We start from the raw sequence: 24,433 nt of genomic DNA on the forward strand, positions 1-24,433 counted from the left end.
AAGCGCGTCGCGCCCTATTCGCCAGATGGCCCAGGCTGGTGGTAATCGCGGCGCAGCAGGCCAAACAGCCAATCGTTGTGCCAGCGACCGTTGAGCCAGTAGCAGTCGCGCAGCTCGCCCTCCTGGTGAAAACCGACCTTTTGCAGCAGATTTTTTGACGCCAGATTGCCCGCGGTGACGGTTGCCGTCAGCCGCCGGATGCCGCCGGCGGAGAAAGCGTAATCGCACAGTGCGCGCAGAGACTCATAGCCGTAACCTTTGCCCTGCGCCCGGGGAGCGAACAGAAAGCCCGCTTCGGCGCTATCGGGAGCGTGATGCTGATAGCCGGTGAGGCCCAGGGGAGCGTGGGTGTAGCGGTCGCGCACTACCAGGCACAGCCAGTGGGCCGCGCCCGGCGACCACGCGGGAAGCCGGGCATCAAAAGCGTCGCGAATGTCCGCTACCGGGCGGGGATCCGCGACGTAAAGCATCACCTGGGGGTCTTGCTGTAAGCTGAGAAAAAAGGGCCAGTCGTCAAGCTGCAGCGGCGAGCAGCGCAGACGTGGGGTAACCAGTTCAGGCATAGCTGGGCTTCCGGCGAAAGTCGATGCCATGAACATAGCAGGACATCGACCGCGGGAATAGTCCGCTTTTACAACGGTTCGCCGTACAGGCCGATAAGCCGGCGCACCACGCCATTCGTCCAGCCAAAGCCATCCTGGAGCGGATATTCACCGCCTCCGCCTTCATGGGGCGTGGCGCTGGCGATATGGTACTTTTCAATCAGCTTATAGTGCTGTTTATAGAAATGATTCACCGTTTGCAGCCAGCTTTGGGCTATCTCATCGCCCAGCGGATCCTGGCCGTACATTTTAAAACCCTGTACCGCCATCCACTGCAGCGGCGCCCAGCCGTTGGGCTTATCCCACTGCTCACCGCTTTGATATTCCGTCGCCATAATACCGCCGGGGGTGAGCAGGCGGGCGCGTACCGCGTCGGCGAGCCTGTCGGCCTGTTCATGGGTCGCCATGCCGACGTACAGCGCGACGAGGCTGGCGGCGGAAAACAGCGCCAGCTGCTCGCGGCGCCAGTCGTAATCGCGGAAACAGCCGCTTTCGTCATCCCACAGATAGCGGGTTACCGCCGCCCTGCGCTCGCTGGCCTTCTGGCGAAAAGCGGCCTCTGTTTCCCGGTCGCCCTTCAGGCCGGAGAGGTTGGCGATGGTGTTCTCCAGCTTGAACAGGAAGGCGTTCAAATCAATGGGAATAAACTGGGTGGTACGGATGCTCGCCAGCCGGGTAATATCCCGCAGCCAGCGGCTGGAGTAATCCCAGCCGGACTCCGCCCCGGCGCGCAGGTCGCGATAGACCTCGTTCGGCGGGCGCCCGGAGTGCTTCGCCGTTTCGACATCTTCCCGCCATGACTCATCGCGCGGCGTATCGCGATCGTCCCAGTAGCGGTTCAGCAGCGAGCCGTCCGGCATCCGCACCACGTGACGGTAGGCCTGATTGGGGATCAGCGATTCCGCGCCGTCCATCCAGAAGCTGTACTCCATCCGCAGATGGTCAAGGTATCGTTTGGCGCCGCGAACCCCATCCTCTTCAAACAGTTCGACCATCAGGGCAAACACCGGCGGCTGCGAGCGGCTGAGATAGTAGGTGCGGTTGCCGTTAGGAATATGGCCGTAGATTTCAATCATCCACGCGAAGTTGTCGGCCATGCATTTCAGCAGGTCTTCGCGGCCGCTTTCCGCCAGCCCCAGCATGGTGAAATAGGAATCCCAGTAGTAGGTTTCGCTAAACCGCCCGCCAGGCACAATATAAGACTGCGGCAGCGCCAGCAGCGATGACCAGGGAATATGATCCTGCGGCTCGCGGGTCAGGACGGGCCACAGATTATCAATATGCTCCTTTAACGATCGCGTGGGATCGGAGACGTAATCCTCGGCGCGGTTTTCCGGCAGCCAGAAGTGGTCTTCAACAAACTGGCGGAGATCGAATCCGGGGGTGCGCCGGACGCGACGGTAGTGAATCAAAATATCCAGCGGGTCCTGCTTCGGCGCGCAGTCGGGGAAGGTTTTGCTATCGGCGAAAATTCGCGACTTCTGGACGTGAGCGAACAGTTCCAGATAGCGATCGGCAGGGGTCAGGGCATCCGAGGCGGGCAGCCCTTCTATGATCTCCGGTTCGGGTTCGGCGTCGAACATTTCATCCAGCTTTAACTCATACGGATCGGCTTCGTAGCACGGATCGATTTCGATCCTGAGCTCATCGTCATCAACGTTGCGTAATTTCTGGCTGAACATAGTGGTACGGACCTCCGGATTGCGTCAGTAGAGGATGCCGGGCGCGCCCGACCTGTCTATTAAGCTTAGACATTCGCAGCGGGAAACGAAAAGAGAAGTGTGCGGTAGATCACGCTTTGTTCTAAACCGTCTGCCCGGGGTTTCGGCTTTAACTCGTTGACCTGGCGCATTAAAACCGTTTTAACCGCTTCGTATTGCGCCGAAAAATTCGGAGATTTCGTTTTGCAACAAAATCTAAATTTCCAGGCGCTTTAGCGATTAAGCCATTACTCCCACGCGGCCTCCAGCATTTCCAGCAGCTGCTCGCTGGTCAGCATAACCGGGTTAGCCTTCATGGAGGATGAGCTGCTGGCGGCGAGGGCCGCGGGTTCCAGCGCTTCGCGGGGGACGCCGAGCTCGCGCAGATTGCCCAGACCGGATCGCTGGCTCCACTCGCGCAGGCTCTCCCAGGCGCTGTTCGGATCGGCGTCCAGTCCGGCGGCCAGCCACTGGCGTACGTCGGCAAAACGCTGGCGGAGGCGTTCGTCGCTAATTTGCGTTTCATTGAGCGCCAGGCCGAAGGGAAGCAGGCTGCCGCAAAGCGCGCCGTGGGGGGCGTTGCTCAGACCGCCTAATGGGCCCGCAAGACCGTGAATGACGCCGAGACCGGCGTTGGCTAACGCCAGCCCACCGCACAGGCTGACCCATGCCATCTCATCGCGGCTATCCGGACACTCTTTGGCCATCAGCGTTCTGAGCGCTTTGATGCCGCGCGGGATCGCCTCCCGGCAGAGAGCGTCGGTAAAAGGATTCGCCCGGGCGCACAGCCAGGGCTCAATCACCTGGGTGAGGGCATCCAGGCCGGAAGCGAGGGTCACCGCGCGCGGGGTGTTGTCGGTGAGCGACGGGTCGACAATCGCCAGGTCCGGCAGCATGCGGTCGTCGCGCAGGCTGACCTTGCGCTGCTGCTCGGGGACGTTGATCACCGCGTTCTTTGTGACTTCCGCCCCGGTACCGGCCGTGGTGGGGATGGCGACGAACGGCAGCGGATTGGCTTCTAACAGGCGCCCGGTACCCACCACTTCCAGATACTCGATCGCGGGCCCCTGCGCGGGAACCAGCGCCGCAATCGCTTTGCCGGCATCTATCACCGCGCCGCCGCCGAGGCTGACCACCGCGCCGACGCCTTTTTCCCGCGCCAGACGAACGCCCCGTTCAATATCCTGCAGGTCGGGTTCATGGGCGACAGACAGCGTGGTGACGTTCAGCTGGTGAGCGTGGAGTTCGCTTAATAAGAACGCCGCGCGCTGCAGGCTGGCGCCGTGAATCAGCAGTATCTGTGCGGAGCGGGCGGCGAGCCAGGGGGCGGCGCTGCGAGCAAGGCCGCGTCCAAAGCGGATATTGCCCGGTGTTAAAACGTTAAAAGAGGTCAACATGTCGGGTAACCTGTCCTGGAGAAAAATCGTGCAATCCACTATACACATTATCCGGCTGTACATGCGCCGCCGATGCAGTATTGTGAAACAACCATCTCTTTTGATTGAGGAATTGCTGACAATGCTAAAAATACTGGGCAAACGCTCATCAATTAACGTGCGCAAAGTGCTGTGGACCTGCGAAGAGGCGGGGCTTGAATATCAGCAGGAGGATTATGGTAGCGGGTTTCAGTCGATTGAGACCCCGGAGTTTCGCGCCCTTAATCCGAACAGCCTGGTGCCCGTGCTGCGGGATGACGACTTTGTGTTATGGGAGTCGAACAGCATCTGCCGCTATCTGGCGCGCAAAGCCGGGCGGGAAGACCTGCTCCCTACGGCGCCGCGGGCTGCCGCCGAGGTTGAGCACTGGATGGACTGGCAGGCGACGGAATTTAATACTGCCTGGCGCTATGCCTTTATGGGACTGGTACGCAAGGACCCGCGTTTTCAGGATCCGACGGCTATCAAAGAGAGCATTGCCGCCTGGACCCGCTGCGTGCAGATCGTCAATACGCAGCTGCAGCAAACCGGGGCATGGGTCGCCGGTAGAGAGTTTACGCTGGCGGATATTGTCCTTGGCCTGTCGGTGCATCGCTGGAAAATGACGCCGTTCGCCCATCCTGAAATGGCGGAAGTGGAGCGCTGGTATATGGCGCTGAATCAGCGGCCGGCGTTTAAGCGTCACGGGAATAACGGCGTGGCGTAGAGGAAAAAAAAGAAGCTCCGGAGAGCTTCTTTTTCAGGCATGGTGCGCGTCTTACCGCATCGTCACAAACTCTTCCGCGGCGGTTGGGTGGATCGCCACGGTATTGTCGAAGTCTTTCTTGGTTGCGCCCATCTTCAGCGCCACCGCGAAGCCCTGCAGCATCTCGTCCATCCCGAAGCCGATACCGTGAATACCGACAATCTTCTCTTCCGGGCCGACGCAGACCAGCTTCATGCGGCACGGCTGGCGGTGTGAGGTCACGGCGGTATACATGGCGGTGAAAGAGGATTTATACACTTTCACCGCTTCATCGCCGTACTGCTCGCGCGCCTGCGGCTCGGTTAAGCCGACGGTGCCGATAGGCGGATGGCTGAACACCACGGTCGGGATATTGCTGTAGTCCAGATGTTCGTCCGGCTTGTTGTTAAACAGACGCTCGGAGAGACGACGGCCTGCGGCAACGGCGACAGGGGTCAGCTCGACGGCGCCGGTATTATCGCCGACGGCGTAAATACCCGGAACGTTGGTATTCTGGAATTTATCGACGACGATATAGCCTTTATCGTTGGTTTCCACTCCGGTCGCGGCGAGGTTGAAGTTATCGGTTGCCGGTTCGCGACCGATCGCCCAAATCAGGCAGTCCACGGTCTGGCTGCGGCCATCTTCCAGTTCCAGGGTCAGGCTGCCGTCGGCGTTCTTCACAACCGCTTTCGGAATGGCATGGGTATGCAGCTGCGGGCCTTCGGCGTTCATCACCTCAACCAGCGTTTCCACGATCAGCGGATCGAAGCTACGCAGCGGCGCGTGTTTACGCACGAACAGGTGCGTCTCCGCGCCCAGGCCGTTAATCACGCCCGCCAGCTCAACGGAGATATAGCCCGCGCCGACAACCGCAACGCGTTTCGGCAGCGCCGGCAGTTCGAAGAAACCATCGGAATCAATGCCGTATTCGACGCCGGGGATATTCGGATGGCTCGGGCGGCCGCCGGTGGCGATCAGAATATGATCGGCGGTTATCGTCTCGCCGTTAACTTCGATGGTTTTCGCATCGACAAAACGGGCGAAGCCTTTAATCACATCGACCTTATTTTTGCCCAGCACGTTATCGTAGGAGGTGTGGATACGATCGATATAGGCGCTACGGCTGGCGACCAGTTTGTCCCAGTCGAAGTGATTGATAGTGGTATCAAAACCGTAATCCGGGCCATACAGATGGATGGCTTCACGGATCTGCGCCGCATGCCACATGACTTTTTTCGGCACGCAGCCGACGTTCACGCAGGTACCGCCCAGGTCTTTGGCTTCAATCAGCGCGCACTTCTGGCCGTACATAGCGGCACGGTTAATGGAGGCGATACCGCCGCTGCCGCCGCCAATGGCGATATAGTCATAATGCTTGCTCATGAGTCTTATCCTTAATGTCTGATTGGCGCGATTGTATACCTGAAATCAATAGTTTCCACCGATGACTGCGATTACTCAGGCACGATCCAGCTGACGGTGGTATGGCCGATGCCGGTCGGCACCAGCTTTTTATGCAGCCACGGCAGAACGTTGTTCATCTGCTGCTCCAGCTTCCACGGCGGGTTGATGACGATCATCCCGGAGGCGGTCATCCCGCGCTGGTCGCTATCCGGACGCACCGCCAGCTCGATTTGCAGAATTTTGCGAATGCCGGTGGCCTCTAACTCTTTGATCATGCGCTTAATCTGCGCCCGTAACACCACCGGATACCACAGCGCGTAGGTGCCGGTAGCAAAGCGTTTGTAGCCTTCATGAATACCGGTCACGACCGCCTGGTAGTCGCTTTTGATTTCGTAAGGCGGGTCGATCAGCACCAGTCCACGACGAGAAACCGGCGGCAGCTTCGACTTCAGCTGCTGATAGCCATCGGTTTTTTCAACCCGGGCGCGGTCGTCTTTCTGAAACTCGGCGCGCAGCAGCGGAAAATCGCTGGGATGCAGTTCGGTCATCTGCAGGCTGTCCTGCTCGCGCAGCAGCTGGCGGGCAATCAACGGCGAGCCGGGGTAGTAGCGCAGCTGGCCGCTACGGTTGAAGTGCTGAACGACGGAGATATACGGCTCCAGCTCGGCGGGCAGGTCATCCTGCTGCCAGATGCGGGCGATGCCTTCGAGATATTCACCGGTACGCTCGGCGTGTTCGCTGCTCAGCTGATAGCGGCCTGCGCCGGCGTGGGTGTCCAGATAGAGAAACGGTTTTTCTTTCTCTTTGAGCGATTCAATGATCAGGCTCTGAACGGTGTGTTTAAGAACGTCGGCGTGGTTGCCTGCGTGAAAGCTATGACGATAACTGAGCATGGATACGGTGATTCCGGGATTGAGACAAGATGACCGATAGTTTACCGCAGATCGGCCTGGATTACCGCCGCGCTGTTTCCATTCCGCTTAAAGCGTTGCAAAACATAACCGTGTCATAAAAGCGTCAAACAGAAGGGCTAGCGTCACGTAAAGGCAAGGTAATGGTTTGAATTTACCCGTCATACTTCAAGCTGCTTATGTGTTGGCTACGTTCGCTCACCCCGGTCACATAGTTATCTATGCTCCCGGGGACTCACTCCCTTGCCGCCTTTAAGCAACTCGAATTATTTAGGGTATAAAAGGAAAATAATGAAACTGCACATCACGCTTCTCGCATCGGCGCTCATGCTGGCGCTGCCGGCATTGGCGAAAGAGGTTCCTTTGAATCAGGCGGCGGCAATCGCCAACGGCGTGACGCCAGCCGCCGCCAGTCCGGGGTTTGATGCTCTGGAGAGCCAAAGCCTGTCGCAGCTGCGCAACGCGCTGAAGGGCGATGCGGCAACCCTGACTCGCGACCAGCTTGAACACGCCAGACAGAATAAAACTCAGGCGGATACCGCGTGGCTGAAGGCCAGCGGTTATGACTTCCAGACAAAAGCCAACCAGCAGGCGGGAATCGAGCTGCTCTCAGCGTTCAGCGCGCTGCCGAAGGCGGTCATACAGCAAAACCTGGCGACCGTCACCGCCATTAACCGCGATGCCGCACAGAGCGCTCGCCACCAGGCGCTGGCGGATGCCGAAGGCATCAGCTATCTCTATTTCCTCAGCGATGCGCTGGGGCCGCGCCTCGGCAAAGCGTTCCTCGCCGCCTACGACAAAGGCGAGCTCGGTAAGGCGGCGGCGCTGATCAAAGCTTCGGAAGTGAGTACCGGGGCGGCGAAAAAGCACTTCAATAACCCGCGCCCGTTCCTGATTCAGGGCAATACCATCCATCTGGTGCCGGACGATGTGGTCGTTAAGGACAATAAGCCCTATACCGCCGACGGCGGCTCGTTTCCGAGCGGGCACACCAACACCGGCTATACCGACGCTCTGCTGATGGCGGAGATGATCCCGGAGCGCTTCGACGCGCTGGTGACGCGCGGCGCCCGCTATGGCTATTCGCGCATCGTGCTGGGCGTGCACTATCCGCTGGACGTGATGGGTTCGCGGATGGTGGCGCAGCGCAATGTCGCCCACTACCTGAATGACGCGAAGTATCGGGGGCTGTTTAATGAGGCCCGCGACCAGTTGCGTACCGCGCTGGAGAAAGAGTGCGGCACGACGCTGGCGGAGTGTGCGAAAGTGCCTGCGAAAGACGATCCGTATCGCGACCCGGCGATGGTCGCGTTTTATCGCTTTACCATGACCTACGATCTGCCGCAGCAGAAGGGCGAAAAACAGAGCCTGAAGGTGCCGCAAGGGGCTGAAGTGCTGCTGGAGGCTGCGCTGCCGAATCTGTCCGCCGCGCAGCGTCGGGCGCTGATGATCAAAACGGCGTTGCCCGCAGGGTATCCGCTATCCGGTGATAACGACGCGCAGCAGTTCTGGCAGCGGCTGAATTTGCCAGCGGCGTATGCGATGGCGAATAAAGCGCATTAAACCTGGTGCAGTCCGGAGGCGGTGCTGGCGCACCTCTCCGGGATATAAGGGCAATGCGGCGGCGTACAGCGTGGCGCCGCCGGGCGTTTTAATGCGGGCGTACCGGCAGAATTAGATCTCTTTGGCGGGCTTTATCGCGGGCAGGGCGCGCTGCATCGGCACCGGCAGCCAGGCGCGAATTAATAATCCGCCGCGTTCGCTGGAGCCAAGTTCCAGCTTACCGTTATGGTTATCGATAATGCGCTGAACGATAGCCAGGCCGAGGCCGGTCCCGCTAATCGTACGGGCGCTATCGCCGCGCACGAACGGCTGGAACAAATGCTCACGCTGCTCCGGTTTAATTCCCGGACCGTCATCTTCCACCTGGAACCAGGCCCGGTTCCCCTCGCTGCCGCTGCTGACTTTAATCCAGCCGTTGCCGTAGCGGGCGGCGTTGACCACCATATTCGCCAGCGCGCGCTTGATGGAGAGCGGATGCACGCGCAGCGGGATCTCGCCCGGCTGCAGGTCGGTGGCGATTTCTCGCTCGTAGCCGCTCTCCGCCGCAATCACTTCCCCCAGCACCGCGTTAAGGTCCGTCAGCTCCATCGGCATCTCCTGGCCGGTGCGCAGGTAGTCGATAAACTGCTCGATAATGGCGTTACACTCTTCAATATCTTTATTAATCGACTCGGCGAGGTAGCCGTCCTCTTCGCCCATCATCTCCGTCGCCAGGCGGATACGCGTAAGGGGAGTGCGTAAATCATGGCTCACCCCGGCCATCAGCAGCGTGCGGTCATCCGCCAGCTGCTTCACGCCAGCCGCCATGTGGTTAAAGGCGCGGGTCACCGATCGCACTTCCGATGCGCCGTATTCGCGCAGCGGCGGGGGAATAATCCCTCGCCCGACCTGAAGCGCCGCGTGCTCCAGGTCGACCAGCGGTCGGTTCTGAATACGAATAAAGAGCCAGGCGCCGCCAATCGCCAGCAGCATGATGGCCAGGGTGTAGCGGAACAGCGGCGAGAAGTCGCCCTGGTGGATTTCGGTCAGCGGTACGCGCACCCAGATATTGGGAGAAAGCCAGGTTTTCAGCCACACCACGGGGGAGCTTTTGTTTACCTCGACCCGCACTTCGGTCGGCCCGCCGAGCTGGTGCGCCATCTGCTGACTTAAGAATTCATAATGCTGCGCCCAGCGCAGGCCTGCGTCTTCCGCCGCTTCGTTGGAATAGAGCGAAATGCCCAGCTCGCGGTAAATCTCGCGGCGAAACGCCGGCGGTACCACCAGCTGAGTGCCGTCTTCCAGCTGGAGTTTATCGGTCATCAGCATACGCACTTCGTAGGCCAGAACCTTATTAAACTGCTGAAGACTGGGCAGGATCGCGAAATTCAGCACCACTAAATAGGTCGTCACCAGGCTGGCGAACAGCAGGGTGACGATCAGTAACAGGGTGCGGGCAAACGAGCTTCGCGGCGAAAAGCGCACGCGTTTCATGCCTTAGAGCCGTCCGGGACGAAAACGTAGCCCAGGCCCCAAACGGTCTGGATATAGCGCGGATGCGCCGGATCTTCTTCCACCATGCGGCGCAGGCGGGAGATTTGTACGTCGATGGAGCGCTCCATGGCCGAATATTCACGGCCGCGAGCGAGGTTCATCAGCTTATCGCGGGATAATGGTTCGCGCGGATGGCTCACCAGCGCTTTCAGTACCGCGAATTCACCGCTGGTCAGCGGCATAGGCTCATCTTCGCGGAACATCTCGCGGGTGCCGAGGTTCAGCTTGAACTTACCAAAGGCGATAACCGCTTCTTCCTGCGAAGGCGCGCCCGGCAGTTCGTTAGCCTGACGGCGCAGTACGGCGCGGATACGGGCCAGCAGCTCGCGCGGGTTGAACGGTTTTGGGATGTAGTCGTCGGCGCCGATTTCCAGGCCCACGATACGGTCAACTTCTTCCCCTTTCGCCGTGACCATAATGATCGGCATCGGGTTGCTCTGGCTGCGCAGGCGGCGGCAAATGGACAGGCCATCTTCGCCCGGCAGCATCAGATCCAGCACCATCAGGTGGAAGGATTCACGGGTCAGCAGGCGATCCATCTGTTCAGCGTTCGCCACGCTACGAACCTGGAAGCCCTGCTCGGTCAGATAACGTTCGAGTAGCGCACGCAGGCGCATGTCGTCATCGACAACCAGAATCTTATAATTCTCTTGCATTGTTTATACTCCCAAAGGTTCACTGCAATTGTCAGTACGTATTCTCAAAAAAGCCCGGGTCGCCCACCAGCGAAATCTGGTATATATTCCAGGCTAAATTGTTACAAAGCATATTTAACAGCAGCTTAAGTATACATTTAAGCATAAGACACATTATTTATCCTGTTGGTATGATGACGTGCGACGAATTGTGCGCAGCATTGCACAAAGATCTGTAATCAGGAGCCGGAACCTTCGATGAAAACGCCGCTGATCACCCGTGAAGGGTATGAAAAACTGAAGAAAGAGATGGATACCCTGTGGCGCGAAGAACGTCCGGAAGTCACCAAAAAGGTGACCTGGGCGGCGAGCCTCGGCGACCGCAGTGAAAACGCCGATTACCAATACAATAAAAAGCGCCTGCGTGAAATCGACCGCCGGGTGCGCTACCTGACCAAGTGCCTTGAGCAGCTGAAAATCGTCGATTATTCGCCGCAGCAGGAGGGTAAGGTCTTTTTCGGCGCGTGGGTGGAGATTGAAAACGATGCGGGCGAGACGAAGCGCTTCCGGATTGTCGGCTACGATGAAATCTTTGGCCGCAACGACTACATCTCCATTGATTCGCCAATGGCGCGCGCGCTGCTGAAAAAAGAGGTCGGTGATTTAGCTATCGTGAACACCCCCGCGGGCGAGGCGGCCTGGTACGTGAACGAAATTGAATACGTCAAAGCCAAATAGGTCCGGAACATTCCGAGAGGCTTTGGTCGCGGCTGGCATTTTAGCGTGCCAGTCCGTATAACTATCCCCCTGATTTTTGATCCTAAAGATGAATTAAACCGATGATGAATGATTCGCTCTGCCGCATTATTGCGGGTGAACTTCAGGCCAGGGCTGAACAGGTAGAAGCTGCCGTTCGCCTGCTTGATGAAGGGAATACCGTGCCGTTTATCGCACGCTATCGTAAAGAAGTCACCGGCGGTCTGGATGACACGCAGCTGCGTAATCTGGAAACCCGCCTGGGCTATCTGCGTGAACTTGAAGACCGTCGTCAGGCGATCCTGAAGTCCATCGGCGAGCAGGGCAAGCTGACCGAGGCGCTGGAAAAAGCCATCAACGGGACGTTGAGTAAAACCGAGCTCGAAGATCTCTATCTGCCGTACAAGCCGAAGCGCCGCACGCGCGGGCAGATCGCCATTGAGGCCGGGCTGGAACCGCTGGCCGATCTGCTGTGGAACGAACCCTCTCACGACCCGGAAACCGAAGCCGCTAAATATATCGACGCCGACAACGGCGTAGCGGACACAAAAGCCGCTCTCGACGGCGCGCGCTATATCCTGATGGAGCGCTTTGCTGAAGACGCGGGCCTGCTGGCGAAAGTGCGCGACTATCTGTGGAAAAACGCCCACCTGGTGGCGACCGTCGTCAGCGGTAAAGAAGAGGAAGGGGCGAAATTCCGCGACTACTTCGATCACCATGAACCGATCTCCACCGTCCCGTCGCACCGGGCGCTGGCGATGTTCCGCGGCCGCAACGAAGGCGTGCTGCAGCTCTCTTTAAACGCCGACCCGCAGTTCGACGAGCCGCCGAAAGAGAGCCACGGCGAGCAAATCATTATCGACCATCTCGGCCTGCGCCTGAACAACGCGCCGGCGGACGGCTGGCGTAAGGGCGTGGTGAGCTGGACGTGGCGTATCAAGGTGCTGATGCACCTCGAAACCGAGCTGATGGGGACCGTGCGCGAACGCGCGGAAGATGAAGCCATTAACGTCTTTGCCCGCAACCTGCACGACCTGCTGATGGCCGCGCCGGCCGGGCTGCGCGCCACCATGGGCCTCGATCCGGGCCTGCGCACCGGCGTCAAAGTCGCCGTCGTTGACGGTACCGGCAAGCTGGTGGCTACCGATACCATTTACCCGCATACCGGCCAGGCCGCAAAAGCGGCGGTGGCGGTTGCAGCGCTGTGTGAAAAGTACAACGTTGAGCTGGTGGCGATCGGCAACGGTACCGCCTCGCGTGAAACCGAGCGCTTCTTCCTCGACGTGCAGAAGCAGTTCCCGAAAGTGACCGCGCAGAAGGTCATCGTCAGCGAAGCGGGCGCGTCCGTGTACTCCGCCTCCGAGCTGGCGGCGCTGGAGTTCCCGGATCTCGACGTTTCCCTGCGCGGCGCGGTCTCTATCGCCCGTCGTCTCCAGGACCCGCTGGCCGAACTGGTGAAAATCGATCCGAAATCCATTGGCGTCGGCCAGTATCAGCACGATGTCAGCCAGACCCAGCTGGCGCGTAAGCTGGACGCGGTGGTGGAAGACTGCGTAAACGCCGTCGGCGTCGATCTGAATACCGCTTCCGTCCCGCTGCTTACCCGCGTCGCCGGTCTGACCCGCATGATGGCGCAGAATATCGTCTCCTGGCGCGATGAGAACGGCCAGTTCCAGAATCGCCAGCAGCTGCTGAAGGTCAGCCGTCTGGGGCCGAAGGCCTTTGAACAGTGCGCGGGCTTCCTGCGTATCAACCACGGCGACAACCCGCTGGACGCTTCAACCGTGCACCCGGAAGCGTATCCGGTGGTGGAGCGCATTCTGGCGGCGACTCAGCAGGCGCTGAAAGATTTGATGGGCAACAGCAGCGAGCTGCGTCATCTGAAAGCCGCTGACTTCACCGATGAGAAATTCGGCGTGCCGACGGTGACCGACATCATCAAAGAGCTGGAGAAGCCGGGCCGCGACCCGCGCCCTGAGTTTAAAACCGCCCAGTTCGCCGATGGCGTAGAGACGATGAACGACCTGCTGCCGGGGATGATCCTCGAAGGCGCGGTGACCAACGTCACCAACTTCGGCGCGTTCGTTGATATCGGCGTTCATCAGGACGGCCTGGTGCATATCTCTTCCCTGTCGAATAAGTTCGTTGAAGACCCGCACACGGTGGTCAAAGCGGGCGATATCGTGAAGGTGAAAGTGATGGAAGTCGACCTGCCGCGTAAGCGCATCGCGCTGACGATGCGTCTGGACGAACAGCCTGGCGACAGCAACGCGCGCCGCGGCGGCGGTAACGATCGTCCTCAGGGCAACCGCCCGGCGGCGAAGGCCGCTAAACCTCGCGGTCGCGAGGCGCAGCCTGCGGGCAACAGCGCGATGATGGATGCGCTGGCGGCGGCAATGGGTAAAAAACGTTAATTCTTTCCGGCCCCTTTTGCTAAGGGGCCGCATTTCTTCCGGCATTCGCCATATTGTGCAAACAAGCATCAGTATTTTCTTATAACGTCGTAATAAGCGCGAATTACGGACGGCGATATTATTATTTTCATTTCGTTAACTATCGAAACTTTAATTAAACATTTAGTCATTAAGAATAATCATCACCTCCGCGACGGCGAGAAAAAAGAGTTTGCTCAATATCAACAAAAGCTCAATTTTCTCTTTAAAAAGCGAAACGGCCGCATTATATGTATTGATGATAAAAACTATTCTCATTATCATTATTTGCATTGAGTATTTTTTCTTCTTCGTTAGCTACGGTCCCTGGCGCCGCGTCTCCGGCGCATACGGAAAACTCTCTTTTCAGTTGGCGATAAACAAGTAGGTCCTATGCAATTTACACCTGATAGTGCGTGGAAAATCACCGGTTTCTCCCGCGATATTAGTCCGGCGTATCGGCAGAAGCTGCTGTCCCTCGGGATGCTGCCGGGTTCTTCTTTCAATGTGGTTCGCGTGGCGCCGCTCGGCGACCCTATTCATATTGAAACCCGACGCGTTAGCCTGGTATTACGTAAAAAGGATCTTGCGTTAATTGAGCTGGAAGCGGTTGCACAATAATGCCTGACCGGCACTAAGAGTATGAATATGAAAAAATTAACCCTTGGCTTAATTGGTAATCCTAATTCCGGTAAAACCACGCTGTTCAATCAGCTCACCGGCGCGCGTCAGCGCGTCGGTAACTGGGCGGGAGTGACCGTTGAACGCAAAGAGGGTGGTTTCAACACCACCGATCATCAGGTCACGCTGGTAGACCTTCCGGGCACGTATTCCCTGACCACCATCTCCTCGCAAACCTCGCTGGATGAGCAGATTGCCTGCCACTATATTCTCAGCGGCGACGCCGACATGCTGATTAACGTGGTCGATGCGTCCAATCTGGAACGTAACCTCTATCTGACGCTGCAGCTGCTGGAGCTTGGCATTCCCTGCGTGGTCGCGCTGAATATGCTCGATATCGCGGAAAAACAGAAGATCCGCATCGATGTTGACGCGCTGGCCGCGCGGCTCGGGTGCCCGGTGATCCCGCTGGTTTCCACCCGCGGGCGCGGTATCGAGGCCTTAAAAATGGCGATCGATCGCCATCAGCAGAACCAGGCTATTGAACTGGTGCACTATCCGCAGCCGCTGCTGCGGGAGGCGGACAAGCTGGCGCAGGCCATGGCCGCGGATATTCCGCAGCGCCAGCGTCGCTGGCTGGGTTTACAGATGCTTGAAGGCGATATTTACAGCCGCGCCTATGCCGGTGACGCTGCCCACAAGCTGGACGTGTCCCTGGCGCACCTGAGCGAAGAGATGGATGACCCCGCGTTGCATATCGCCGATGCCCGTTACCAAAGCATTGCCGCCATTTGCGATGCGGTCAGTAACACCCTTACCGCCGAGCCCAGCCGCTTTACCGCGGCGATGGATAAAGTGATCCTCAACCGCTTCCTCGGCCTGCCGGTCTTCCTCTTCGTTATGTACCTGATGTTCTTGCTGGCGATTAATATCGGCGGCGCGCTGCAGCCCATTTTTGATGCCGGTTCCGTGGCTATCTTTATCCACGGTATTCAGTGGGTTGGCTATACCCTGCATTTCCCGGACTGGCTAACGGTGTTCCTCGCCCAGGGGATTGGCGGCGGTATCAATACCGTACTGCCGCTGGTACCGCAGATCGGCATGATGTACCTGTTTCTCTCTTTCCTTGAAGACTCTGGTTATATGGCGCGGGCGGCGTTTGTGATGGACCGCCTGATGCAGGCGCTGGGGCTTCCGGGGAAATCCTTCGTGCCGTTAATCGTCGGTTTTGGTTGCAACGTTCCGTCGGTGATGGGCGCGCGTACGCTTGATGCGCCGCGCGAACGTTTGATGACCATTATGATGGCGCCGTTTATGTCCTGCGGCGCGCGGCTGGCGATTTTCGCCGTCTTCGCCGCCGCCTTTTTCGGCCAGAACGGCGCGCTGGCGGTCTTCTCGCTGTACGTACTGGGGATCGTGATGGCGATTGCGACCGGACTGATGCTGAAGCATACCATTATGCGCGGCGAAGCGTCGCCGTTCGTGATGGAACTGCCGGTGTATCACGTTCCGCACGTGAAGAGTCTGATTATCCAGACCTGGCAGCGCCTGAAAGGCTTCGTCCTGCGCGCGGGTAAAGTGATCGTTATCGTCAGTATCTTCCTCAGCGCGCTGAACAGCTTCTCGCTGAGCGGTAAGATCGTCGATAACATCAACGACTCGGCGCTGGCGTCGGTCAGCCGGGTGATTACCCCGGTATTTAAACCGATTGGCGTACATGAGGATAACTGGCAGGCGACCGTCGGGCTGTTTACCGGCGCGATGGCCAAGGAAGTGGTGGTGGGGACGCTGAACACCCTCTACACCGCCGAAGATATCCAGAACGAAGCGTTTAATCCGCAGACGTTTAGCCTCGGCGATGAGCTGCTGGCCGCGGTAGACGAGACCTGGCAGAGCCTGAAAGATACGTTCAGCCTGAGCGTGCTGGCCAACCCTATCGAAGCCAGTAAAGGCGACGGCGAAATGGCAACCGGCGCGATGGGCGTCATGGGCAGCAAATTCGGTAGCGCCGCTGCGGCGTACAGCTACCTGATTTTTGTCCTGCTCTATATTCCCTGCATCTCGGTAATGGGGGCGATTGCCCGCGAGTCGAGCCGCGGCTGGATGATGTTCTCCGTCCTGTGGGGGCTGAATATCGCTTACTCGCTCTCTACGCTGTACTACCAGACCGTCAGCTTTAGCCAGCATCCGCGCTATAGCCTGGTGTGCATTCTGGCGGTGATGCTGTTCAATATCGTGGTCTTTGGCCTGCTGCGCAGAGCGCGCAGCCGGGTGGACGTCTCGCTGCTGGCGACGCGCAAAACGCCGTCCACCTGCTGCCAGAGTCCGGCGGGCGATTGCCACTAAGGAGCGATGATGGCGTCATTAATTGAAGTCCGCGATATGCTGGCCCTGCAGGGGAGGATGGAGGCAAAGCAGCTCAGCGTCCGCCTGAATACGCCGCAGCCGCTGATTGACGCCATGCTGGGCCGTCTGCAAGCGATGGGGAAAGCGGTGAAAGTGACCGAAGATGCCGATGGCTGCCTCTCCGGCAGCTGTAAAAGCTGCCCGGAAGGCAAAGCCTGCCTGCGGGAGTGGTGGTCGCTGCGCTGATTGGGCTGTGAAGGCAGGTTTCCCGGATTGCGGCTAACGCCTTATCCGGGCTACGAGTTTGTGCGGTTTTGGGCTTGGTAGCCCGGGTAAGGCGTTTACGCCGCGACCCGGGAGATTCGACCACAGATTTGTACGGTTCTGGGGTGGGTTGCCCGGACAGGCGCAACGCGCCGCCTCCGGGAACCGACTGCGGCATATACCGCAAGCGGGTCCTGAGACCCGCTTTCTGGCTTACTTGTAGACGTCCGCGTTAGCGTGAACCGTTTTCTCGTTCTTCTCGCCTGCAATCACCACAAAATAGGTGCCGCCCAGCTCATCCGCTTTTTTCGACAGATCGCGCTTTGCATCCATCGGAGAGGTTGTTCTGGAGGTGGTAATCGAACCAATTTTGGTCAGGTTCAACTTAGCCACTTCGTCTTTTTGAATTTCCTTGGCGGCGAACGCGCCGAAGGACAGGGAGCCAATCACCAGAGATGCAACAATTCCTGTAACAAGTTTCATAGCCTCTACTCTCCATTAGGTTGTTTTTTTTAGGTCACGGGGCCAGCGTGAAATAGTCAACCCCCGCAACAACCTAAGTATTGCTGCACCCAGCGTTTTTACCACGTCCCGCTAAAAAAATTTATCGATCTCACGCTTCAGCTCGATCAGCGGAGCGCAAAACGCCTGCGGATGTGAAATGAACGGCGCATGGGCGGCTTTATCGAAGACAATCGACGTGCTTTTGGGCCACAGCGCATCGAGAAGCGGAATGATTTTACGCGGTACCAGACCGTCCAGCCGACCGTACAGGCGCAAAAAAGGCATGTCGAGGGCGGTCAACGGCTGGCGTAAATCGGCGGTTTTGAGGATCTCCAGCCCGCCGTTTAAAACGTCCGGCGACGGCATCGGTAGCGACAGCACCGTGCTCTTCAGCGCTCTCGCATCCTGACGCGCGCTTTCGGTACCCAGGGTTTGCAGCGCCAGAAAGCGTTCGACGGTGCGTTGAAAATCTTCGCTCAGCTGCTGCTGAAATCCGCTCAGCACGTCGGGCTTAATCCCGGGCCAGCTGTCGTGAGCGCTAAAGCAGGGGGAAGAGGCCACGGTGACCAGCGCCTGCACGCGATCGGGATGGGATAACGCGACCTGGCTGGCCACCAGCCCGCCGAGGCTCCAGCCTAGCCAGATAGCGCGCTCTGGCGCGTTTTCCAGCACCCGCTGCGCCATCTCTTCCAGCGACATCGCGCCAAAGCCGCCGCTGCGGCCATAGCCAGGCAGGTCGACGAGGTGCAGCGTAAAATGCGAAGCCAGCTGCGGCGTGATGCAATCCCACACTTTGGCATTCAGCCCCCATCCGTGCAGCAGCACAAGATGACAATTTCCTTCGCCCGTGGTCTGCCACGCGATCGTTTTCATCAGTTACTGTTCTCTTTCCACCAATCGAGGGGGAAATATGCTAACAGCACACAGCTTATGCTGGCTATGCCAAATGCCGCTGGCCATCGCCAGCTGGGGGATCTGCTCGCGATGCGCGTCGGCGTTGCTGGCGTCTGAACCGCTGTGCCCGCAGTGCGGCCTGCCGGCCCAATCAAGCACGCTGCCCTGCGGGCGCTGCCTGCAAAAACCGCCGCCGTGGCAGCGGCTGGTGACGGTGAATGACTATCGACCGCCGCTGAGCGGCCTGATTCACCAACTGAAATTCAATAAGCGGCCCGAGCTGGCCCCGGCGCTGGCGCGTCTGCTGCTGTTGCGCATTCGCCAGCGTCGGGATCTTCCCCGCCCGGACCGGATAATTAGCGTGCCGCTCTGGCAGCGTCGTCAGTGGAAGAGGGGATTTAATCAGAGCGATCTGCTGTGCCGACCGCTCTCCCGCTGGCTGGACTGCGCCTGGCGCAGCGATGCGCTAACCCGCCGGCGCCGCACCGCCACCCAGCATCAGCTCAGCGCCAGATTGCGCAAACGGAACCTGAAAAACGCCTTCCAGCTTGAATTGTCGCTCCAGGGCCACCATATCGCCATTGTGGATGATGTCGTCACAACCGGAAGCACCGTCGCCGAGATATCCCGCCTGCTTTTGCGAAACGGCGCCGCGACGGTTCAGGTATGGTGTATATGCCGTACCTTGTAGACCCCTGCTGATGGGCGTATAATAACCCAGTAAAATAGTCAACTATTAGGCCAACGCTATGATCCGTATTTCCGATGCTGCACAAGCGCACTTTGCCAAACTGCTGGCAAATCAGGAAGAAGGGACACAAATTCGCGTATTTGTGATCAATCCCGGCACCCCTAACGCCGAGTGCGGCGTGTCCTACTGCCCACCGGATGCGGTGGAAGATTCCGATACCGCGCTGAAGTTTGAGCAACTCACCGCCTACGTCGATGAGCTTAGCGCGCCGTACCTGGAAGACGCTGAAATCGATTTTGTTACCGACCAGCTGGGCTCCCAGCTGACGCTGAAAGCGCCAAACGCCAAGATGCGCAAAGTGTCCGACGATGCCCCGCTCATGGAGCGCGTTGAGTACCTGCTGCAGTCGCAGATTAACCCGCAGCTGGCCGGCCACGGCGGGCGCGTCACGTTGATGGAAATCACCGACGATGGCCTGGCGATTCTGCAATTCGGCGGCGGCTGCAACGGCTGTTCGATGGTTGACGTGACGCTGAAAGAGGGGATCGAGAAGCAGATGCTGAACGAGTTCCCGGAACTGAAAGGCGTACGCGATCTGACTGAACACCAGCGCGGCGAGCACTCCTACTACTGATTTCCCCGCCCGGCTGCCTTTTCGCGGCCGGGCGACTCTCTTCATGTTACCGCGCAACATTTCCCGCTAAGCGACCCGGCAGAAACCCGGGAAAGAGTATGACTTAAGTCTCATATTTGAAATTTTCACCGCCCAGGTGATTCTCAAACTTCATATGTTACCCGTATCATTCGCTTCAGGCGCCACAGATAAAAAAATAGCCAGCTATCCTTTCTCTGGGTAAGGATAAAGCCAGCTTCTACGGCGTCAGACATTTTTTGTTCCGGTCGGAACGGATGAAGTCAATGTTGAAACTATGACGTTACCCATAACAAATTAAGGCCAGGTAAATCATGCCATTAGTCATCGTTGCTATCGGGGTTGCCCTGTTATTGTTGCTGATGATCCGTTTCAAGCTGAACGGGTTTATCGCTCTGGTTCTGGTGGCACTTGCCGTCGGGCTCATGCAGGGTATGCCTCTGGATAAAGTTATCGTCTCCATCAAAAACGGCGTTGGGGGAACCCTCGGCAGCCTCGCGCTGATCATGGGCTTCGGCGCGATGCTCGGTAAAATGCTGGCGGACTGCGGCGGCGCGCAGCGTATCGCCACCACGCTGATTGCCAAATTTGGTAAACAACATATTCAATGGGCGGTTGTGCTCACCGGCTTTACCGTCGGCTTCGCCCTGTTCTATGAAGTGGGCTTCGTACTGATGCTGCCGCTGGTCTTTACCATCGCCGCATCCGCCGGTATCCCGCTGCTCTATATCGGCGTCCCGATGGCGGCCGCGCTCTCCGTCACGCACGGTTTCCTGCCTCCGCACCCGGGCCCGACGGCCATTGCCACTATTTTCCATGCCGACATGGGTAAAACCCTGCTGTTCGGTACGATTCTGGCGATCCCGACGGTTATCCTTGCGGGGCCGGTTTACGCACGCTTCCTGAAAGGTATCGATAAGCCGATTCCGGAAGGCCTGCATAACCCGAAAACGTTCACTGAGGAAGAGATGCCGGGCTTCGGCGTCAGCGTCTGGACCTCTCTGGTACCGGTTATTCTGATGGCTATGCGCGCCGTGGCCGAAATGGTTCTGCCGAAAGGTCATGCCTTCCTGCCGATCGCGGAATTCTTCGGCGACCCGGTCATGGCCACGCTGATCGCGGTCCTGATCGCCATGTTCACCTTCGGTCTTAACCGCGGTCGTTCCATGGAGCAGATTAACGATACGCTGACCTCCTCGATCAAAATTATCGCCATGATGCTGCTGATCATCGGCGGCGGCGGCGCCTTCAAGCAGGTGCTGGTCGATAGCGGCATGGATAAATACATTGCTTCTATCATGCATGAATCCAATATGTCCCCGCTGTTTATGGCATGGTCGATTGCTGCGGTACTGCGTATCGCGCTGGGTTCCGCCACCGTTGCGGCGATCACCGCGGGCGGTATCGCCGCGCCGCTGATCGCCACCACCGGCGTGAGCCCGGAACTGATGGTGATCGCCGTTGGCTCCGGCAGCGTTATCTTCTCCCACGTTAACGACCCGGGCTTCTGGCTGTTTAAGGAATACTTCAACCTGACCATCGGCGAGACCATTAAGTCGTGGTCGGTGCTGGAAACCATTATCTCAGTGTGCGGCCTGGTAGGCTGTCTGCTGCTGGGGATGGTGGTATAAGCTGCTTGTCCGCCTAAAACGAGCCGGGTCGCCGCGAGGCGAACCCGGCTTTTTTATGCGCTCTGGCCACAACGGCCAGACTTATCGCAGTAATACCCGCCTGCGCGCGGCGCCTGACATTGAAATTCAGCAAACTATCCCCCATTCTAGATCTCATGCTATAGCGCCGGACGCGCGCTTCATTCACCCAATTCAACAGGACTGCGCATATGACCAATCCATTACTGACGCCTTTTTCATTACCGCCATTCTCTGCCATCAAACCCGAGCACGTGGTCCCCGCGGTCACTAAAGCGCTGGATGATTGCCGGGCGGCGGTAGAGCGCGCGGTGGCGCAAGGGGCGCCGTATACCTGGGAAAATCTTTGCCAGCCGCTGGCGGAAGTAGACGACGTGCTGGGGCGTATTTTTTCCCCGGTCAGCCACCTGAACTCGGTCAAAAACAGTCCGGAACTGCGCGAAGCCTACGAGCAGACCCTGCCGCTGCTTTCGGAGTACAGCACCTGGGTTGGGCAGCATGAAGGCCTGTACAAAGCGTACCGCGACCTGCGCGACGGCGACCATTACGCCACCCTGAATACCGCGCAGAAAAAAGCGGTGGATAACGCGCTGCGCGATTTTGAACTCTCCGGTATTGGCCTGGCGAAAGAGCAGCAGAAACGCTACGGCGAAATCGCCGCCCGCCTCTCCGAGCTGGGCAATCAGTACAGCAACAACGTGCTCGACGCGACCATGGGCTGGACCAAGCTGGTCACCGATGAATCTGAGCTCTCCGGCATGCCGGAAAGCGCGCTTGCCGCAGCGAAAGCCCAGGCTGAAGCCAAAGAGCAGGAAGGGTTTCTGCTGACCCTGGATATCCCGAGCTATCTGCCGGTAATGACCTACTGCGACAATCAGGCGCTGCGTGAAGAGCTGTATCGCGCCTATTCCACCCGCGCCTCCGACCAGGGGCCGAACGCCGGAAAATGGGACAACAGCCCGGTAATGGCGGAAATCCTCGCCCTGCGCCACGAGCTGGCGCAGCTGCTGGGCTTTGACAGCTTTGCCGACAAGTCGCTGGCGACCAAAATGGCCGAAAATCCGCAGCAGGTGCTCGACTTCCTGACCGACCTGGCTAAACGCGCCCGTCCGCAGGGTGAGAAAGAGCTGGCCCAGCTGCGCGCCTTCGCCAAAGCCGAATTCGGCGTGGATGAACTGCAGCCGTGGGATATCGCTTACTACAGCGAAAAACAGAAGCAGCATCTTTACAGCATCAGCGATGAACAGCTGCGCCCCTACTTCCCGGAAAACAAAGCGGTTAACGGCCTGTTCGAGGTGGTTAAGCGTATTTACGGTATTACCGCGAAAGAGCGTACCGATGTGGACGTCTGGCATCCGGAGGTGCGCTTTTTCGAGCTGTACGATGAAAAAAATGAACTACGCGGTAGCTTCTATCTCGATCTCTACGCTCGCGAACATAAACGCGGCGGGGCGTGGATGGATGACTGCGTTGGCCAGATGCGCAAGCTTGACGGCTCGCTGCAAAAGCCGGTCGCTTATCTGACCTGTAACTTTAACCGTCCCGTCAACGGTAAGCCGGCGCTGTTCACCCACGATGAAGTGATCACCCTGTTCCATGAGTTTGGCCACGGTCTGCACCATATGCTGACCCGTATCGACACCGCCGGCGTGTCCGGCATCAGCGGGGTACCGTGGGATGCGGTCGAGCTGCCGAGCCAGTTTATGGAAAACTGGTGCTGGGAGCCGGAAGCGCTGGCCTTTATCTCCGGCCACTATGAAACCGGCGAGCCGCTGCCGCAGGAATTGCTGGAGAAAATGCTGGCGGCGAAGAACTACCAGGCGGCGATGTTTATTCTGCGCCAGCTGGAGTTCGGCCTGTTCGACTTCCGCCTGCATGCGGAGTTCAGCCCACAGCAGGGCGCGAAAATCCTCGAAACGCTGGCGGAAATTAAGCAGCAGGTGGCGCTGATCCCCGGGCCGTCGTGGGGCCGTTTCCCGCACGCCTTCAGCCATATTTTCGCCGGCGGATACGCAGCGGGTTATTACAGCTATCTGTGGGCCGACGTCCTGGCGGCGGATGCCTTCTCGCGCTTCGAAGAGGAGGGTATCTTCAATCGCGAAACCGGCCAGTCGTTCCTCGACAACATCCTTAGCCGCGGCGGTTCGGAAGAGCCAATGGTCCTGTTCAAACGCTTCCGCGGTCGCGAGCCGCAGCTGGACGCGATGCTTGAGCATTACGGCATTAAGAGTTAATCCTGTTGTGAAAATTTGTTTAATTGATGAAACGGGCGCCGGAGACGGCGCCTTATCTGTTCTGGCTGACCGCTGGGGGCTGGAGCAGGATGAGGACAACCCGATGGCGCTGGTGATGACCCCGGCGCATCTTGAGCTGCGCAAGCGCGATGAACCGAAGCTTGGCGGCATCTTTGTTGATTTTGTCGGCGGGACCATGGCCCATCGGCGCAGGTTCGGCGGCGGCCGCGGCGAGGCGGTGGCGAAAGCGGTGGGAATCAAAGGCGACTATCTGCCGGATGTGGTCGATGCGACCGCCGGTCTGGGAAGGGATGCCTTTGTTCTTGCCTCCGTGGGCTGTCGCGTGCGGATGCTGGAGCGTAACCCGGTGGTTGCCGCGCTGCTCGACGATGGCCTGGCGCGCGGCTACGCCGACGCTGAAATCGGCCCCTGGTTGCAGGAGCGTCTGCGGCTGATTCACGCTTCCAGCCTGACGGCGCTGACCGATATCACTCCGCGTCCGCAGGTGGTCTATCTCGACCCGATGTTTCCGCATAAGCAGAAAAGCGCGCTGGTGAAGAAAGAGATGCGGGTATTTCAGTCGCTGGTGGGGCCGGATTTAGACGCCGACGGTCTGCTGGCGCCGGCGCGTCAGCTGGCGACCAAACGGGTGGTGGTTAAGCGCCCGGACTACGCGCCGCCGCTGGCGGATGTCGCGACGCCTAACGCGGTGGTGACCAAAGGCCACCGTTTTGATATCTATGCCGGAACGGCGGTTGAGCCGCAGGGGTAAGCAACCTGCGTCAGAGCCCTTTCCCGGGGGCGGCGCGTTGCGCCTGCCCGGGCTACAGGTTCACCGCCGTCTGTAGGCCGGTAGCCCGGACAGATGCGCAGCATCGC

General features: G+C 58.8%; 21 protein-coding genes. 12 read left to right on the top strand and 9 right to left on the bottom strand.

The genetic code is table 11. The features are described 5' to 3' along the window. Nucleotides 1–14 precede the first annotated feature (14 nt). The 3 genes from ABLU96_RS06770 to ABLU96_RS06780 form a co-directional block, all read right to left on the bottom strand. On the bottom strand, nucleotides 15–563 hold the full coding sequence (locus tag ABLU96_RS06770) for a GNAT family protein (protein WP_014227159.1): 549 nt from the start codon (nucleotides 561–563) through the stop codon (nucleotides 15–17). Nucleotides 564–631: 68 nt separating this feature from the next. Beyond that, nucleotides 632–2,284, bottom strand: coding sequence for an alpha,alpha-trehalase (locus ABLU96_RS06775; RefSeq protein ID WP_014227158.1), 1,653 nt, complete (start codon nucleotides 2,282–2,284; stop codon nucleotides 632–634). A 266-nt stretch (nucleotides 2,285–2,550) separates the two neighbouring features. After that, a complete protein-coding gene (locus ABLU96_RS06780; RefSeq protein ID WP_048263481.1) occupies nucleotides 2,551–3,699 on the bottom strand; it encodes an iron-containing alcohol dehydrogenase in 1,149 nt (382 codons plus the stop codon). A gap of 121 nt (nucleotides 3,700–3,820) precedes the next feature. Here ABLU96_RS06780 and ABLU96_RS06785 point away from each other — a divergent pair, with 121 nt between their 5' ends. Then, complete coding sequence (locus tag ABLU96_RS06785) at nucleotides 3,821–4,444, top strand: glutathione S-transferase (protein WP_025106820.1); 624 nt, start codon at nucleotides 3,821–3,823, stop codon at nucleotides 4,442–4,444. Nucleotides 4,445–4,495: 51 nt separating this feature from the next. Here ABLU96_RS06785 and gorA read toward each other — a convergent pair whose 3' ends face one another. Together gorA and ABLU96_RS06795 are read right to left on the bottom strand one after the other, a co-directional pair. Then, entirely contained in the window at nucleotides 4,496–5,848 is a 1,353-nt protein-coding gene (gene gorA, locus ABLU96_RS06790; protein WP_064406134.1) for a glutathione-disulfide reductase, read from the bottom strand. Between the two features lie 71 nt (nucleotides 5,849–5,919). After that, entirely contained in the window at nucleotides 5,920–6,762 is an 843-nt protein-coding gene (locus tag ABLU96_RS06795) for a 23S rRNA (adenine(2030)-N(6))-methyltransferase RlmJ (RefSeq protein WP_009651758.1), read from the bottom strand. Nucleotides 6,763–7,071: 309 nt separating this feature from the next. Between ABLU96_RS06795 and ABLU96_RS06800 the strand changes: the two genes are divergently transcribed. Further along, on the top strand, nucleotides 7,072–8,343 hold the full coding sequence (locus tag ABLU96_RS06800) for a phosphatase PAP2 family protein (protein ID WP_064406132.1): 1,272 nt from the start codon (nucleotides 7,072–7,074) through the stop codon (nucleotides 8,341–8,343). A 111-nt stretch (nucleotides 8,344–8,454) separates the two neighbouring features. Here the strand turns inward: ABLU96_RS06800 and envZ are convergent, their stop codons facing one another. Continuing rightward, a complete protein-coding gene (envZ, locus tag ABLU96_RS06805; RefSeq protein WP_014227153.1) occupies nucleotides 8,455–9,816 on the bottom strand; it encodes a two-component system sensor histidine kinase EnvZ in 1,362 nt (453 codons plus the stop codon). Then, the gene (gene ompR / locus ABLU96_RS06810; protein WP_001157751.1) at nucleotides 9,813–10,532 is read right to left on the bottom strand and encodes a two-component system response regulator OmpR; all 720 of its coding nucleotides are present in this window, start codon (nucleotides 10,530–10,532) and stop codon (nucleotides 9,813–9,815) included. Before ompR ends, envZ begins: the two co-directional genes overlap by 4 nt. 237 nt (nucleotides 10,533–10,769) lie before the next feature. Here ompR and greB point away from each other — a divergent pair, with 237 nt between their 5' ends. The 5 genes from greB (at nucleotide 10,770) to feoC (ending at nucleotide 16,912) form a co-directional block, all read left to right on the top strand. After that, a complete protein-coding gene (gene greB, locus ABLU96_RS06815) occupies nucleotides 10,770–11,249 on the top strand; it encodes a transcription elongation factor GreB (protein ID WP_004106676.1) in 480 nt (159 codons plus the stop codon). 101 nt (nucleotides 11,250–11,350) lie between these two features. Beyond that, complete coding sequence (locus tag ABLU96_RS06820; RefSeq protein WP_032751610.1) at nucleotides 11,351–13,681, top strand: Tex family protein; 2,331 nt, start codon at nucleotides 11,351–11,353, stop codon at nucleotides 13,679–13,681. 411 nt (nucleotides 13,682–14,092) lie between these two features. After that, entirely contained in the window at nucleotides 14,093–14,320 is a 228-nt protein-coding gene (gene feoA / locus ABLU96_RS06825) for a ferrous iron transporter A (protein ID WP_004126281.1), read from the top strand. A gap of 27 nt (nucleotides 14,321–14,347) precedes the next feature. Further along, a complete protein-coding gene (gene feoB, locus ABLU96_RS06830) occupies nucleotides 14,348–16,666 on the top strand; it encodes a Fe(2+) transporter permease subunit FeoB (protein ID WP_064406169.1) in 2,319 nt (772 codons plus the stop codon). A 9-nt stretch (nucleotides 16,667–16,675) separates the two neighbouring features. Next, on the top strand, nucleotides 16,676–16,912 hold the full coding sequence (gene feoC, locus ABLU96_RS06835; protein ID WP_014227148.1) for a [Fe-S]-dependent transcriptional repressor FeoC: 237 nt from the start codon (nucleotides 16,676–16,678) through the stop codon (nucleotides 16,910–16,912). 231 nt (nucleotides 16,913–17,143) lie between these two features. On the opposite strand, the gene ABLU96_RS06840 is transcribed toward feoC, so the two are convergent. Together ABLU96_RS06840 and bioH are read right to left on the bottom strand one after the other, a co-directional pair. Next, a complete protein-coding gene (locus ABLU96_RS06840; protein ID WP_014227147.1) occupies nucleotides 17,144–17,413 on the bottom strand; it encodes a YdgH/BhsA/McbA-like domain containing protein in 270 nt (89 codons plus the stop codon). 111 nt (nucleotides 17,414–17,524) lie between these two features. Beyond that, on the bottom strand, nucleotides 17,525–18,307 hold the full coding sequence (gene bioH / locus ABLU96_RS06845; RefSeq protein ID WP_048263487.1) for a pimeloyl-ACP methyl ester esterase BioH: 783 nt from the start codon (nucleotides 18,305–18,307) through the stop codon (nucleotides 17,525–17,527). Nucleotides 18,308–18,344: 37 nt separating this feature from the next. Here bioH and gntX point away from each other — a divergent pair, with 37 nt between their 5' ends. From gntX to rsmJ, 5 genes are all read left to right on the top strand, one after another. After that, nucleotides 18,345–19,019: a DNA utilization protein GntX gene (gntX, locus tag ABLU96_RS06850; protein ID WP_032694208.1), complete on the top strand. Its 675-nt coding sequence runs from the start codon at nucleotides 18,345–18,347 to the stop codon at nucleotides 19,017–19,019. Between the two features lie 58 nt (nucleotides 19,020–19,077). Beyond that, nucleotides 19,078–19,653 (top strand): Fe-S biogenesis protein NfuA, encoded by a 576-nt coding sequence (nfuA, locus tag ABLU96_RS06855; RefSeq protein WP_004106660.1) that lies wholly within the window; start codon nucleotides 19,078–19,080, stop codon nucleotides 19,651–19,653. Between the two features lie 332 nt (nucleotides 19,654–19,985). Beyond that, nucleotides 19,986–21,302 carry a gluconate transporter gene (gene gntT / locus ABLU96_RS06860; RefSeq protein ID WP_004134706.1) on the top strand — a complete coding sequence of 439 codons (1,317 nt, stop codon included), beginning with the start codon at nucleotides 19,986–19,988 and terminating at the stop codon, nucleotides 21,300–21,302. Nucleotides 21,303–21,511: 209 nt separating this feature from the next. Then, complete coding sequence (gene prlC / locus ABLU96_RS06865; protein ID WP_014839726.1) at nucleotides 21,512–23,554, top strand: oligopeptidase A; 2,043 nt, start codon at nucleotides 21,512–21,514, stop codon at nucleotides 23,552–23,554. Between the two features lie 7 nt (nucleotides 23,555–23,561). After that, nucleotides 23,562–24,326: a 16S rRNA (guanine(1516)-N(2))-methyltransferase RsmJ gene (gene rsmJ / locus ABLU96_RS06870; protein ID WP_004855183.1), complete on the top strand. Its 765-nt coding sequence runs from the start codon at nucleotides 23,562–23,564 to the stop codon at nucleotides 24,324–24,326. The last annotated feature ends 107 nt before the right edge of the window (nucleotides 24,327–24,433 follow it).

It is taken from the genome of Klebsiella sp. CN_Kp106 (assembly GCF_040064575.1).
GTDB classification, from domain to species: Bacteria; Pseudomonadota; Gammaproteobacteria; order Enterobacterales; family Enterobacteriaceae; genus Klebsiella; species Klebsiella michiganensis.